This is a genomic window from Paenibacillus sp. NPDC057934 (assembly GCF_042887565.1).
Classification (GTDB): domain Bacteria; phylum Bacillota; class Bacilli; order Paenibacillales; family Paenibacillaceae; genus Paenibacillus_AQ.
Genome location: NZ_JBHVPB010000002.1, coordinates 431,698 through 445,420, shown reverse-complemented (window position 1 = coordinate 445,420; position 13,723 = coordinate 431,698). Strand labels below are relative to the sequence as shown.

Genomic DNA, 13,723 nt, shown 5'->3' with positions numbered 1-13,723 from the left:
GCAAGTTTCTCACAGAGACCTTTTATTCAACAGGAACCGCGACAGGTGCTACCGCACGCTCAGTTTGTTTGCGAAGTCCTGTCACAGCCAGGCTCACGAAAAACGAAGCTGCGAGGATCGCCACCAGCAAGAGAACGTCAGAGGCAACGCTTGGACCTCCGAACAATAGATTCATCAAGCCGTCCACGGCATACGTCGCTGGCAGATAGTGACCTAACCCTTGGTAAAATTCATTTAGTAATTCCCTTGGAACCATCGCCCCTGAGGAAACTAGTTGCAACGACAATAAAGTCATATTGAACAGCATTCCAGCCATACCGAAAACGATCAAGAACATCTGAGCGAAGAACATAAAGGTCAGAAGGAATAATGCTTGGAACAACCAGACGGAAATAAAGCCTCCTGCATGCTGGCCCCCCAGCCCGGCGATCAATGATGATCCGATCAAAGAGACGACGACTGCGGAACTAACGTTAATGACGACTCTAGCACCAAACTTGCTCCATTTTGAAATGCCAGATCCAATCATATCCGTCGCCTGCTGAAAATTCATCCCCATGATCATGGCGCCAACGAACGAGGCGAGCACCATCATCATCGGCACCATCTGGTTATTCATACCCTGAACAGGGTTGGTAAATGTCACATTGGAATTGACTTTATCTACGACGCCTTGTGCGATACCCTGCGCTTGAGCTGCCGGCACATTTGCCTGCTTCAGTACAGCTTCCGTTCCTTGAATCGTAACTTGCTTACCCACGGTTGCTGTAATTTGAGCTGCGACGCTCTGCATCACACTCTTAATCATCATTGGATTGGATTCATTGATCGTGTAACGAAGCTCTGCTTGTTGCCCCTGGCTTTGGAGTTGTTGAGAGAAATCTGCAGGCACCTGCAGTACCATCTGCACCTCGCGCCGTTCCAGACTTCCTTTCGCCTCTTCCAAACTCATCCCTGTTACCATATGAAACGGAAGGGACGCTGCGAGCTGTTCGCTGATCTTTGCACCAGCCCCTGGGTCTTCATTGACTATTGCAATCGATAGTTTAGTCGTATTCTCATTAATTCCTTTGTAACCCGTCATCCAGATGATGCTAAAAATAACTTGAAACATCAGTAGCATCACAACTCCGACGATGGTCGCCGGTTTCTTCAGATAAGCTTTTAAAGCATTAAGCATAAGTATCTCTCCTTTTTTGTAACACGACCAAATCAAATGATTGTTTAAATTAAACGTTTGTTTTATTCTAGATCGACCTTTACCCGCTGTCAACTATTTAATAATAAACACAGGACAAAGCAGGTAAATAAATCCATTAGGATGAACTAGTGATCCGGTAACATCTCTTCCAATAACACAATATCTTCTCCTCGCTGTTGCCTCATTTGAATATTTTCTTTGCCCCAAGAACACATGACATCAACGATTTTATTGGCAGTCACACCATATTCCGTGAGGCTATACTCAACTTTTGGCGGCATCTGCTGATATACGTGTCGGCTTACAAGTCCATCCTTTTCAAGCTCACGAAGCTGCTGGATCAGAACCTTTTGTGAAATGCCGTGAATATTCCGCTGTAATTCGCTTGTTCTCTTCACACCAGACATTAACAAGCATATGATCAGAGCTTTCCACTTACCGCCGATGATTTCAAGTGTGGCCTCTATGCCCAGATTGTATTGTTTCATATCAATAACCTCTCATTCATGACAACTGATAAATTTGCTAAAACTTTATTTTCGCATACATCTTTTTTCGAGTCCAGTACTTACTTTGAAGTAACCCTCTTACTTCATTGTGTGTATTTTCTTTTTTTAAAGCCTACAACATAATGAAGATATTCAAAAAATGAGGTAAGACACCAGAGGCTGCACTCTTTGATATGGGCCTGAGAAAGGAATTTTCATAATGAAAACACTAGTGATTATAGCACACCCGAACCTTGATAATTCAAGGGTAAACCAGAGATGGAAAAAAGAACTGCTGCAATATCCAAACGATATTACCATTCATGAGATTTACAAAGAGTATCCTGACTGGAACATTGATGTTCCTAAAGAACAAAAGTTATTAGAAGCACATAACCACGTGATCTTTCAATTTCCCTTGTATTGGTACAGTTATCCGTCGTTATTGAAAAAGTGGTTTGATGATGTGTTTACTTATGGATGGGCTTATGGTTCAAACGGTAACAAGCTTAATGGGAAAAAGATGGGGCTTGCCATGTCCATCGGTGATAAAAAAGAAAATTATGTGCCAGAAGGCTCTGTTTCTTTTACCGTGGATGAAGTGACTGCGCCTTTCAAAGCCAGTACAAAACATGTGGGCGCAGTAGCACTCCCCTACTTTGCTGTCTTCGGGGCTTCATTTCAAGCAAGCGACGAAGAGATCAATAACAGTGCGGCAGAATATATCAACTACATCTTTAAGTATAACAATGACACCGACTGGGTCCAATAAATAAAGCAGCGACAGAACAAGACTTGACAAATTAAGTCTTAGACTGTCGCTGTTGTTGTTCAATTATCGTTTCCCATAAATAAATTACTGAACATGTATTTCCGATTTGATATCATTTTGACTTAAAAATCTCATTAAATCATTACTCAGCTGCACAATCTCATTGTTAGCACTGTTCGCATAATCCGGCAACATCATATCCCTAACCATTTTAGTTCGTAGCCATGTCATAAAGAAAAGATCCAACAATAAGTTTGGAATTTTAAGCATCATTTTAAGCATTGGCGGATCAATTGAGACGCCGGCTTTTTGTATTGCCCTTAGATACGCTTTTAAAGTGACTGTTATTTTGCGTGCCGTCTTTCTGGTTCTGGCTGTTTTTGTGTCAATGATCTTATTCTCTGAATGCAAAAAGCTCAACATGGCAATGTCTGATACGGAATGTGTGATTAGATACGCTTGCATATCCTTTTTAATAACGTAAGGAAGCTTTGCTGTTTTAAATAATTTTGCGAGGTTTTCAATGCGTTCTGTCACTACCCCATTAATTTCTCCAAATGCAGTTGCCGCTATAAACTTTGGCAGAAATCGAGCATGCAATACGCCATCTTTAATCTGTCCGCCGAAGCCGGGAAATGCTGGTAAAAGTCTATCCCCTACGATATCCAGCCACGAAGAAAATCCAATTGAATTATTAGTCATCGTAACTGTATTTTTGCTTTGATTATCTTTTAGCGCTAACAACGCTGATTCGGACCGATCATAACGAACGGTAACGAAAATAAAATCGTATACATCGTCATTTTCGAGCGTCTCAATGACATTCACTTGTATCGACCTAACTGTACCTTTTTCTATATATTGCAGGCCATTTTCTTTTAATGATTTATATCTATTAGAATGTGCAAACAGGCTAACGTCAAACCCTGCTTCAATAAGCTTTATTGCGTACATGCTCCCGATGACACCTGCACCAAAAATTAAAATTCTATCTTGTTTCGTTGACATTAATACCACCCCTACTTATTAACATTTCCTTTTGATTATCCGACAACATGTTGTATGATGTGATTATAAATCTTCATTATTCCTTGATCAACCATCAGTTTTTTATGATTTGTCGGATGATATTCTTATTCGCTAATAGGAGGGAAACATGAAAAAGCAACCCCAAATCACGGAGATAACAAGACAAAAGTTTGTAGATGTTTTTTGTGAGTTATATAGCCAAAAGCCGATTGAGAAGATTTCGGTTCAGGAAATTGCGAATAAGTCAGGATATAACCGCAGCACCTTTTATCAATACTTTACTGACATGTACGAATTGTTAGACGCTGTTGAAAATGACTTATTGAATGAGATGAAAAAAGAATTGGCGAATAAAGAGCTATCGATGCATACGGTTCAAGATACGCTCTTTTGTCTGGATAAAAGAGAACATCTCCTGGTTCTTAATGCCCTTTTAGGTGATTATGGAAGTGCCCATTTTTTAAAACGCTTAAAAAATGAAATCACGTTGGAGCAATTAGAATTAAACGTTCCGCAAAACCATTCCTTAACGCCATACTTCGTTGAGTTTTACCTGACAACTTCTCTTTCTTTATTTCGTCTTTGGCTCCAGCGTCAACAGGATTTATCGTCAGAAGAATTTTTCAAGCTAGTGGAGAACCTACATTCAAGAGGGATTACACCCTATTTTAAAGAGTGAGTCTGTCATTCAAACCAAATCCATATGTTGAATAACAATTTAAACAAAAACCCACTCCTTTGTTAACGGAAGTGGGTTTTTGAAGGGACTTGCCTTTTATTACACTATCATTCATCGTTAGTTCAACAGGCTACCAACTGTGTAACCTACCAATGAAATCAACAATTGTTTGTTTTCATCTCATAATCCAAAATGCTCACGAACTAATTTAAACTGTTCTTCAACACTCATTTCGGGTGTTCTTTCCAGTGTTTTGATGCCATTTCGAATGCAAGCGCTTTTTACGTCATGTGAAAATCTCACCATGTTTTTATTACCATTTGCGATTGTTGCCGCTGGATTTGATGTAAGATTAATAACATCCAAAATCATCTTATGGTCTTCTCTAAAGAAATATAGCCTTTCTATTTCTTCGTCAGAAGTATAGAGGCAAATCATTCTTTCTTTTGGAATAAAGGGTAATATACGCTCGGGCATAATTCCTAAGTCTATAATGATTGGTTTATCAGTGGGCATTTTTAATAAATCCGTAACAAAAAATTCGATCATCTCTTCGACAATTTGAAAAAGCCAATGAACATGTTCATCATTAGGTTTATTGAACCATTTATCCCAATCTAAACCCGAATGAGGATACTGTAAGGCAGGGTATTCAACTGGATTTGTGAATGGTCTGTACTTCATCACGTTATCTTCCAGTGTTTGAAATCCTAACTCTTTAACAAATTTCTTTGTCATTGTGGACTTCCCTGCACAACAACCACCATTTAACCAATATACATGCTTTAATTGTTCCTTCAAATAATTATCATTTATTTTCATTGTAATCCTCCTCAATTTTTTTAATATTGAGGGAGGTGACGGATTCTTATTGGTTTTCTGTAGCTGTAAAACCACATAGCAAATTCCCCTTTCAGTATCTTAATCTATCGTATTCGACATATTTTGGTTAATTCCTTCCTTCTCGTTATCCTGTGCCGTTATTTTCACTTCAAATCTATTCGGGAGGATGGTTCTCTCCAGCAACTACTCTTTCACAGCCCCAACCACAATCCCCGTTACAAAATAACGTTGCAGGAACGGATATACGAGTAGTATAGGCAGCGCACTGATAAAGATCTGCGAAGCCCGAATGGTACGTTGTGACAGATTGGCAACCGCTGACGGATCGAGCTTTGACATATCTGCCTGAACGATGATCGTCTGCATAAAGGTGGCCAGCGGCAATTTGTCAGAATCTCTAATATAGATGATACCGTCAAAATATGAGTTCCAATGCCCGACCATCAGGAATAGAGAAACCGTGGCGATAACGGGTAAGGATACCGGTAAATATATGCTCATAAAGGTCTTAAAGTGTCCTGCCCCATCAATAAATGCAGCTTCCTCAAGCTCCTTAGGAACAGTCCGGAAGAAATTAAGCAGTAGAATGATGTTAAATACTGCAACTAAGCCCGGCAGAATCAGTGCCAGCAGAGAGTTCATCAGTCCAAGCTTTAGAATAAGGATGTAGCCTGGAATCAGTCCACCGCTGAATAGCATCGTCACGACAAAATACCAAAGGTAGATATTCCGCGCACGGAAGACCCGTGTCTCCTTGGAGAGCGCATAAGCTGCAATTGTATTGACCACCAGTGCAAGTCCTGTTCCAAGTACGGTCCGTTCCACAGACACCCACAAGGAGGAGAGGAAATTGGCGTTATTGAACGTCTTGGCATAGGCCTCCAAGGTAAATCCAATCGGCCAGAAGGTGACCAATCCGGCATTAGCAGGTGCCGAGGCGCTAAGTGATACCATGAGCAAGTGATACAAAGGTAATAAGCAGAGTACAGCAAGGATCGTTAAGAACACGTTATTAAATATGCTGAATATGCGATATGGGATTGTTTTATGATACATTCGTTCTCATCCTTTCTAGAAGATTCGGTACCCTGCAAACCTATAGGCCAGTCGGTAAGAAATCACGATTAAGATTAAGCTGATCACCGATTTGAATAGATTCACTGCGGTAGCGAAGCTGAACTGCCCGCTAAGAAGGCCTTCCCTGTACACAAAGGTATCAATGATATCCCCTTGCTGATAGATCAACGGACTGTAGAGGTTAAACACCTGATCGAAGTTAGCGTTGAGCACATTGCCTAGAGCCAGAGTCGCGATCACGATCGCAATTGGAATCAGCGCAGGTATGGTAATATACATCGTCTGCTTCCAGCGCCCCGCTCCATCCACTTCAGCAGCTTCATAGAGTGACGGACTAATCCCGGATAATGCCGCCAGGAAGATGATCGTGTTAAAGCCAAACTCCTTCCAGACATCACTCGCAATAATCGTAAACCTGAACCAATTTCCATCCCCTAGGAAGAAAATCGGCTTGATGCCGAATACAGATGATATGAACTGATTAATGAGACCTGTCTGGGCCAGAATATCGATCAGAATGCCTGACAGTGTAACCCAAGACAAGAAGTGTGGAAGATACACGAGCGTTTGGATGGTTCTTTTGAGCGCCATCTTCCGTACCTCGTTCAATAATAAGGCGAAGATAAAGGGAATAATCAGGTTCATCACAATTTTGGAACAGGCAAAAAACAGCGTATTCCACGTGATTTGCAGGAAATAATCATTTTCCCACATGTACCTGAAATGCTTCAGTCCGACCCACTCCGAATTAAAAAAACCTAGTGCAGGTTTATACTCTTGAAACGCCATGAGAATTCCAGACATCGGAATATAAGAAAAAATAAACACCATAATGACCGCTGGCAATACCATCAAATGGAGAATCCATGACTGGTTAAAGCCCTTTTTTCTTTTTCTATTCGGCTTACTCCGGGTGTTCGCCTGCGGTATCGAGTTGACCTCCATATTAGCCTCCATAGCGCTCTCCTGTTCCCAAAAAAATATTTTGTGTGTAATGGGGATCTCTGCTATAAATAGTATCAGGCCTTTCTCAGGTCTGACTATATAACATTGTTAGGCTTGATATGGTTTTATTAGGGCATCATCTGGAGGAGTCATACATGAATATATGGAAGCGCTTTACACTACTAAAGGAACAGGCACGGTCCCGGTTTAGCCTCTTTGCCAAAATCAATTGTCTGATCATTGTCTTGTTCATCCCGATTATTATCGTGTACACCTATTCGAACAACGTCACATTCGATGTCGTTAGCAAAGAGTTGCAGGTCTCCAATACTAAACAGCTCACCTTTCTATCCAGTCAAATCGATTCTAGAATAAATCAGATGATGGATTTCAGTCTTATTCTTTCGAGAGATCCCAATGTCAGGGCATTCAATGGTTTGAATATTTGGGATGATCGTTATGATCAGATGCAGACCCGCTATGTCATTCAGGAGAAAATGGTACTGCAGTCCGGGGTGACCGATATTTGGCCCACCAGATACGCTGTGCATTCACAGCAGAATAAAGATGTCATCGCCAACTACAATCGTTCGACTGGATATGATGAGAATTACTTAAAGAGTAATATGAGTGGAAAATGGACCTATGGTGATCAAGGGGGAGAGTCACAAAATAAGCTGCAATCCTTTTACTGGTTCTTCACGGATTCCTTGGCCCAGCCGGGGATGTTGACGGGCAGCAATCTGGTGATTGAAGCCAGCTTCAGTTATGAGAACATTCAGAACATGCTGGATAAGTACAAGGAAGGTGGACAAGGCGATCCCTTCTTTTATCATAAGGGCAATTTACCCATTCTGAATCGTAGTGCAGACAAGCAGCTATCAGAAGAACTCATTCGTTATCTGGATAGTCACTCTCCTGAGAATACAACCCAAGATGTAGTGAAGCTGAATGGGAAGAACTATCTAGTCAGCTCAGTGAAATCTTCTTATCTGGATTGGCATTTAGTAGATGTGGTCCCACTCTATCAAATTCTTCAGCCGATTTCATTCAGCCGAGACTTGTTCTATATCTCGATGATTTTGTTGTTTGTAGTGGGCATTTCGGCTTCGATTTTACTATACAGAAACGTGCAGTCTCCTATCAAAAAGCTGATTCAAGGCTTACGGCGCGTGCAGCGCGGTGACTATTCCGTGCGTCTTCATAGCAAGGATCAGAATGAGTTCTCATTTCTGTTCCATCGGTTTAATGATATGTCACATCAAATTCAAGACCTGATAGAGAATGTGTTCAATGAAAAGATTAGGGCCAGAGAAGCTACGCTAAAGCAGCTACAAGCGCAGATCAATCCGCATTTTCTCTATAACTGCCTTGGTTATATTATCAATATGGCCCAGATGAAAGAGCAGGAAGCCGTCATCTCTATGGCTTATAACTTAAGTGCGTACTATCGCTATACTACCCGAATGGAACGGGAGACCGCTTCTCTGAATGATGAAATCAAATTACTCGTCAATTACTTGGATATCCAAAAGCTGCGCAATGGCAGAATAGATTACCATATTGATATCCCTGAGCCTATGCTTAGCCAGTCTGTGCCACGCTTAATGCTGCAGCCGATTGTGGAGAATTCGGTCATTCATGGAGTGGCGAAGTCCTATTCATCGGGTGAGATCCGAATTACCGGCGAGCGTGCGAACGGTTTCTGCAAAATTTACGTTGATGACGATGGACCCGGCCTGAACCCGGAGCAGCTAGAAGCTTTGAATCGGAAAATGCAGCAGCCGCTGCAAGAGGAAATGGGCTGTGGACTCTGGAATACGAATCAGCGGATCATTCACCTGTTCGGCAATCAATCCTGTCTTATATTTGGCCCCTCCCCTCTCGGAGGATTCCGCACAGAGATCATCTGGGAAATTCCAACTGATCAAGAAAATACTAATTATTTAAGATGACCAAAAGAAAATAACAAACGCGAGAAGGAACGAAGGGGGAAGTTTGGAACTGGAGGAGCGTAGCGTTCGTCTTTGTCGATAGATTTCAACCGCTAGAAGCGGTTTTAAATAAGAAATCTGGGGACAACAGCGACCGGAAGTCCAAACATTCCACCGTAGTGACGATAGAGCCTTACGTTAGGAGCTTAAGTTCGTCTTATATAACAAACCATCAAGGAGACTAACAACATGCAGATGATCATCGTAGACGATGAAGCCCACTGGGTAGATAACCTTTCCATGACCAAACCCTGGCATACGCTGGGGATTGAACAGGTGCATAAAGCCTATTCGGCGCATGAAGCCCTAGAAATTATCGATACCCACCCCATAGATATTGTGATCTCGGATATACAAATGCCGGAAATGACAGGAATTGAACTGATCGAGCGGATCAAAATACGTGATAAAAAAATAAAATGCATTATTTTATCCGGCCATTCCGAATTTGATTATGCCAAAAAAGCACTCCAGTTCGAGGCCGTTGATTACTTACTCAAACCACCCACTGACGATGAATTGATGGGCGCAGTGAAGACTGCCATTGATCAATTAAACACCGAATGGGAGCTTGTAAGCTCCCTTACACGAACTCAGTTTACCCTTCGGGAAAATCTGCCGCTGTTACGCGGTCGACTGCTCCTGGATGCCCTACAAGGACATCGATTCCAAGCCGGCGAATGGGAACGAAAGCTTGTGAATTACGGGTTGCCCTTCCACGCCGGGGATTGCGCGTTAATGCTTGTACGAATGGAAGAAGAGTTTGGACAATACAACAACAACGACCAAACCTTGATCGAATATGCCATTATCAATATGGCGGAAGAGATACTGGGCGAATTTATGGAAGTCTGGGGCGTTAAGGAGGAGCACGGCTATCTGGTGTTTCTGCTGCAGCTGAAAGAAAAAGGAGCCGACATCGGAAAAGAAACCATACTAGAGAAACTTTCCGTGCAACTTCAGTATAAGGTCAAGCAGTTTTTGAAGGGTTCCCTCTCCATTGTTATCACTGAGTGGTTCCCTTTCCCTGAGCAGCTGTCCAATCGTTTCCGTCAGGCTACGGGTTATTTCCGGCAAATTGTCGGCGACGAGCGCGAATTCGTAATGCGGGTTAGTGATGTCGAACCATCCACAGTGCATGGTCCCTTGGACGCGCTCTATACCCCGCCCTCTTTGATTCATTTGCTGGAAAGCGGGCAGTGGGATACTGCAGAAGAGAAATTACTTGCGGTCTGCGCGGAGCTGGATGAGAAATGGTCTGAATCCTGGGAACATTGTATGGAGGCTGGATTTTTGATTACGGCTTCGTTCACGAATCTCGCCCACCGTAATGGACTTACCCTGGCTAACTTAATGGGGAGCGATATCGAGGGACTGCGAAGCGGGGATGCTTTTACCACAATTAGTAAACTTAGAAAATGGTCACTCACTGCCCTTGGCAAACTGCAAGAAAGCACATCCAACGATATCAAAGACATACGTTCAGAGTATGTGAAGAAAATCCAGGATTTTACCGATAAAAATCTCCATCTTGATGTTTCCTTGCGGGTACTGGCTGACCATGTTAATCTCCATCCGACCCATTTGTCTAAAATTTATAAGATCGAAACGGGCGAGGGCATCAGCGATTATATCTCACGCCTGCGCATGGATCGTGCCTGTCACAAGCTGAAGACGACCTCCAAGAAAGTGTATGAAATCAGCATGGAGATTGGATATATGGACCCTGCTTATTTTATCAAAGTGTTCAAACGGCAGTTTGGGGTTACGCCGCAGGAGTACAGAGACAATAATAAATAGCATGATAGAGTCCTATCGAAACTAAAAAACTCATATAGATGCCATCCCCGACAACTTGTTAAAGTTACACTTGTAAAGATCATACACAGTAGGGGGAATTGAAGAATGATCAAATTCAACAAAATGTGGTCGATGCTCACAGTCACTGCACTTATCACACTCACAGCCTGTGGCAGTGGCGGAACTTCGAATGAAAACGCTAAATCAGGCAATGCCACTACAAGTTCATCCGAAGCAGATGCTGCTTTTGAAAAAGGTAAATACGATCCACCTATCGAGTTCAGCTCGGTGTTGATGCCGAAGAAATATGTGCAAGGGGATACCAAAGAAAACAACGTTCACGACCGCTGGATGCTGGAGACGCTGGGCATGAAGCATAAAGATACCTGGTACCCTGCCAATGACGATCAATACAGACAAAAGCTGCAGCTGGCCATTGCATCTGGTGAGAAGCTGCCTGATTTCGTGGCTGTACCAACCAACGCGGTATTGACCAATCAGCTGATTGATTCCGGTCAGTTCATTGCTATTGATGAGCTGTTTGACAAATACGCCAATAAAATTCTAAAAGACCATGCGGCAGCGCATCCTGAACTGTGGTACCCGTTCACCAAGAACGGTAAGAAATACAATATGCCGATCCTTGAATATACAGATAATGACGACACGTTGCTGTGGCTGCGCGAAGATTGGATGGAAAAGTTGCATCTTGAAGCGCCCAAAACCATCGCCGATCTTGAGAATATCATGGACAAATTTAAGAACGAAAACCCTGACGGTCTAGCGCCTAAAGATGTTTTCCCACTTGCGATTTCTTTGAAAAATAACACAAACACCTGGATGGGCCAACTCGACTGGTTATTCGGTGCTTACGGTACGATTGAAGAACAATGGAATAAAGATGCCGACGGCAATCTAGAATACGGTTCCATTAATCCTGGTGCTAAACAGGCTTTAGCGAAGCTTAGTGAATGGATGGATAAAGGCTATATTCATACGGATTCCGCACTGTGGGATGAAGGTAAATCTGCGGAGAGCTGGACAAAAGGCGCTGCAGGAATCCTGCCAGGCGCGAACTGGGTGCCGGACTGGCCTGCTCCCGATCTTTTGAAGAATGTCCCTAGCGCGAAGATTAAAGCTTATCCCGTTCCAGCCGGTCCAGACGGATTCATTGGTACGAAGTGGCAGAACTCCGGCGTCAACGCCAGTATCATGATTAACAAGGATGCCAAGCATCCTGAAGCGATTTTCTTATACTATAATTATTTACTTGATAATTTAGCTAACCCTGCAGCAGGCAGTGAATTCGAATATGGCTTTGCTAAGGGTTACGATTGGGACATCATTGATGGACAACCGACCAGCGATAAAGAGAAGATTAAAGACTTTTCCAACGAGTTCCCCTTCTTGACTGGCCCGGCGCGGATTCCTGATCTGTACATGAAGACACTAGTTAAACTTGCTGATGGCGTAACACCAGAAACGCCTTATGAAAAACAAATGGCGGAGTTCCGCAAACCGGAAAACTGGGCAGCCGCCAAAGTGGTGATGTCGCAATTAGATGTTCGCAAGCAAAACTACTTCACAGGTGCTGCGACACCAACGATGGTCTCCAAATGGAACCTGCTTCGTCAGTCCGAAATGGAAACGTTCAACAAAATTATTTACGGTAAATTGCCAGTGGATGCCTTCGACCAATTCGTAACCAATTGGAAGGCTAATGGCGGTGACCAGATCACCAAAGAAGTGAACGAATGGTTCAAGTCCGTATCGAGTAAGTAATTGCTAATTTGTACATGGGGCAAAGTGGTCATTGCGGAAAAGGTTTGGACTTTCGGCCGCTGTTGTCTCCAGATTTCTTCAGATTGTACCGCATTCGCGGATAAAATCCGGAGACAAAGGCGGACGCTGTCGCTCCTACAGTTCCAAACTTCTCCTCCATTCCCTCCACCTAATATTAAATTATTTCAATCTATATAAAAGCCAGAGCGAATTCGCTCCGGCTTGTTTTATTTCATGTAATCTTAATTCGCATCTCAAGACTGAGAAGGTTAATACTAACCCGTAAATTCTTGAACCCACTCTTTGTTATAGTAGCCAATTCCAATTTCGGTGAAGCTGCTATTCAGGATGTTCGCACGATGACCAGGACTGTTCATCCATTGGTTCATCACTTCCTCCGCGCTTGTCTGGCCGTTGGCGATATTCTCCCCTGCTGAATTATAGGTGATCCCAAATGCCTTCATCATGTCAAATGGGGAGCCATACGTCGGAGATTGATGGTCAAAATAATTGTTGTCGTACATATCCTGCGCCTTGGCCAAAGCCATTTTCGAAAGCGCACTGTTTAAGTTAAGGGATTTCAATCCTGCTTTCGTTCGTTCTTGGTTTACCAGATCCAGCACTTGCTGCACAAATTGGGATGAATCGCCGGATGCTTCCGGATTGGCAGACTGCTGTGGGTTAGTTGACTTCCCTGGGTAAGCCGACTGCTGTGGACTAGCGGACTGCCCTGGATAGGCGGACGGTTCCGGATTAGTGGCCGATTGCGGATAAGCAGTCTGCTCCGGTGTTCTCTCTGTCGGTGTATTGTTGCCTAATAGTCCACCCAGCAAATCCGAAACATCACCAGGTACTTGTGCTTGTTTAGCTCTAAGGATTGAATCCTTTGGAGCATCTGTTGAAATGGAAGAAGCTTGAGTTAAGGTTGACGCGGAAGCACCATGACGAGCACGAGTCTCAACTTTCGTTTGTTTAGTTGTGATTTGCTTGTCAGCCGAATGATTATTCGAACAAGCCGTAACGAGTACTAGTGCTGCAATTACAATCAACGGTTTTATAACAATCCCTCCTGAATGGTCAAAGTAGTGACGTTATTCAGTAAAGTTTTTGTTT

At 43.0% G+C, this 13,723-nt stretch carries 13 protein-coding genes; 5 read left to right on the top strand and 8 right to left on the bottom strand.

Annotation, left to right across the window (positions count from 1 at the left end; genetic code table 11):
- Nucleotides 1-22: 22 nt before the first annotated feature.
- Both ACFVRY_RS06520 and ACFVRY_RS06515 read right to left on the bottom strand, forming a co-directional pair.
- Complete coding sequence (locus ACFVRY_RS06520; RefSeq protein WP_387498502.1) at nt 23-1,180, bottom strand: YhgE/Pip domain-containing protein; 1,158 nt, start codon at nt 1,178-1,180, stop codon at nt 23-25.
- A 146-nt stretch (nt 1,181-1,326) separates the two neighbouring features.
- The gene (locus ACFVRY_RS06515; protein ID WP_175372568.1) at nt 1,327-1,689 is read right to left on the bottom strand and encodes a winged helix-turn-helix transcriptional regulator; all 363 of its coding nucleotides are present in this window, start codon (nt 1,687-1,689) and stop codon (nt 1,327-1,329) included.
- Nucleotides 1,690-1,909: 220 nt separating this feature from the next.
- Between ACFVRY_RS06515 and ACFVRY_RS06510 the strand changes: the two genes are divergently transcribed.
- Nucleotides 1,910-2,461, top strand: coding sequence for an NAD(P)H-dependent oxidoreductase (locus tag ACFVRY_RS06510; RefSeq protein WP_387498499.1), 552 nt, complete (start codon nt 1,910-1,912; stop codon nt 2,459-2,461).
- Nucleotides 2,462-2,545: 84 nt separating this feature from the next.
- On the opposite strand, the gene ACFVRY_RS06505 is transcribed toward ACFVRY_RS06510, so the two are convergent.
- The gene (locus ACFVRY_RS06505; RefSeq protein ID WP_387498497.1) at nt 2,546-3,469 is read right to left on the bottom strand and encodes a ketopantoate reductase family protein; all 924 of its coding nucleotides are present in this window, start codon (nt 3,467-3,469) and stop codon (nt 2,546-2,548) included.
- Between the two features lie 148 nt (nt 3,470-3,617).
- On the opposite strand from ACFVRY_RS06505, the gene ACFVRY_RS06500 reads away from it, so the two are divergent.
- Complete coding sequence (locus ACFVRY_RS06500) at nt 3,618-4,169, top strand: TetR/AcrR family transcriptional regulator (protein WP_387498495.1); 552 nt, start codon at nt 3,618-3,620, stop codon at nt 4,167-4,169.
- A gap of 180 nt (nt 4,170-4,349) precedes the next feature.
- On the opposite strand, the gene ACFVRY_RS06495 is transcribed toward ACFVRY_RS06500, so the two are convergent.
- The 3 genes from ACFVRY_RS06495 to ACFVRY_RS06485 all read right to left on the bottom strand — a co-directional run bounded on the left by ACFVRY_RS06495 (nt 4,350) and on the right by ACFVRY_RS06485 (nt 7,034).
- Nucleotides 4,350-4,991, bottom strand: coding sequence for a hypothetical protein (locus ACFVRY_RS06495; protein WP_387498493.1), 642 nt, complete (start codon nt 4,989-4,991; stop codon nt 4,350-4,352).
- Nucleotides 4,992-5,195: 204 nt separating this feature from the next.
- Nucleotides 5,196-6,068 (bottom strand): carbohydrate ABC transporter permease, encoded by an 873-nt coding sequence (locus tag ACFVRY_RS06490; RefSeq protein WP_387498491.1) that lies wholly within the window; start codon nt 6,066-6,068, stop codon nt 5,196-5,198.
- A gap of 15 nt (nt 6,069-6,083) precedes the next feature.
- On the bottom strand, nt 6,084-7,034 hold the full coding sequence (locus tag ACFVRY_RS06485; protein ID WP_379464744.1) for an ABC transporter permease: 951 nt from the start codon (nt 7,032-7,034) through the stop codon (nt 6,084-6,086).
- Nucleotides 7,035-7,189: 155 nt separating this feature from the next.
- Between ACFVRY_RS06485 and ACFVRY_RS06480 the strand changes: the two genes are divergently transcribed.
- From ACFVRY_RS06480 to ACFVRY_RS06470, 3 genes are all read left to right on the top strand, one after another.
- Nucleotides 7,190-8,989: a cache domain-containing sensor histidine kinase gene (locus tag ACFVRY_RS06480; RefSeq protein WP_387498489.1), complete on the top strand. Its 1,800-nt coding sequence runs from the start codon at nt 7,190-7,192 to the stop codon at nt 8,987-8,989.
- A 228-nt stretch (nt 8,990-9,217) separates the two neighbouring features.
- Nucleotides 9,218-10,828, top strand: coding sequence for a response regulator transcription factor (locus tag ACFVRY_RS06475; protein WP_387498487.1), 1,611 nt, complete (start codon nt 9,218-9,220; stop codon nt 10,826-10,828).
- Nucleotides 10,829-10,933: 105 nt separating this feature from the next.
- Complete coding sequence (locus tag ACFVRY_RS06470) at nt 10,934-12,610, top strand: type 2 periplasmic-binding domain-containing protein (protein ID WP_387498485.1); 1,677 nt, start codon at nt 10,934-10,936, stop codon at nt 12,608-12,610.
- Nucleotides 12,611-12,638: 28 nt separating this feature from the next.
- Here ACFVRY_RS06470 and ACFVRY_RS06465 read toward each other — a convergent pair whose 3' ends face one another.
- Together ACFVRY_RS06465 and ACFVRY_RS06460 are read right to left on the bottom strand one after the other, a co-directional pair.
- Nucleotides 12,639-12,770 carry a hypothetical protein gene (locus ACFVRY_RS06465; RefSeq protein WP_387498483.1) on the bottom strand — a complete coding sequence of 44 codons (132 nt, stop codon included), beginning with the start codon at nt 12,768-12,770 and terminating at the stop codon, nt 12,639-12,641.
- A 115-nt stretch (nt 12,771-12,885) separates the two neighbouring features.
- Complete coding sequence (locus tag ACFVRY_RS06460) at nt 12,886-13,659, bottom strand: CAP domain-containing protein (protein WP_387498481.1); 774 nt, start codon at nt 13,657-13,659, stop codon at nt 12,886-12,888.
- Nucleotides 13,660-13,723: the final 64 nt, after the last annotated feature.

Bases quoted from the DNA above. Each gene is read 5' to 3' on its own strand.
- ACFVRY_RS06520 (WP_387498502.1), bottom strand. From the start codon at position 1,180: ATGCTTAATGCTTTAAAAGCTTATCTGAAGAAACCGGCGACCATCGTC.
- ACFVRY_RS06515 (WP_175372568.1), bottom strand. From the start codon at position 1,689: ATGAAACAATACAATCTGGGCATAGAGGCCACACTTGAAATCATCGGC.
- ACFVRY_RS06510 (WP_387498499.1), top strand. From the start codon at position 1,910: ATGAAAACACTAGTGATTATAGCACACCCGAACCTTGATAATTCAAGG.
- ACFVRY_RS06505 (WP_387498497.1), bottom strand. From the start codon at position 3,469: ATGTCAACGAAACAAGATAGAATTTTAATTTTTGGTGCAGGTGTCATC.
- ACFVRY_RS06500 (WP_387498495.1), top strand. From the start codon at position 3,618: ATGAAAAAGCAACCCCAAATCACGGAGATAACAAGACAAAAGTTTGTA.
- ACFVRY_RS06495 (WP_387498493.1), bottom strand. From the start codon at position 4,991: ATGAAAATAAATGATAATTATTTGAAGGAACAATTAAAGCATGTATAT.
- ACFVRY_RS06490 (WP_387498491.1), bottom strand. From the start codon at position 6,068: ATGTATCATAAAACAATCCCATATCGCATATTCAGCATATTTAATAAC.
- ACFVRY_RS06485 (WP_379464744.1), bottom strand. From the start codon at position 7,034: ATGGAGGTCAACTCGATACCGCAGGCGAACACCCGGAGTAAGCCGAAT.
- ACFVRY_RS06480 (WP_387498489.1), top strand. From the start codon at position 7,190: ATGAATATATGGAAGCGCTTTACACTACTAAAGGAACAGGCACGGTCC.
- ACFVRY_RS06475 (WP_387498487.1), top strand. From the start codon at position 9,218: ATGCAGATGATCATCGTAGACGATGAAGCCCACTGGGTAGATAACCTT.
- ACFVRY_RS06470 (WP_387498485.1), top strand. From the start codon at position 10,934: ATGATCAAATTCAACAAAATGTGGTCGATGCTCACAGTCACTGCACTT.
- ACFVRY_RS06465 (WP_387498483.1), bottom strand. From the start codon at position 12,770: ATGGAGGAGAAGTTTGGAACTGTAGGAGCGACAGCGTCCGCCTTTGTC.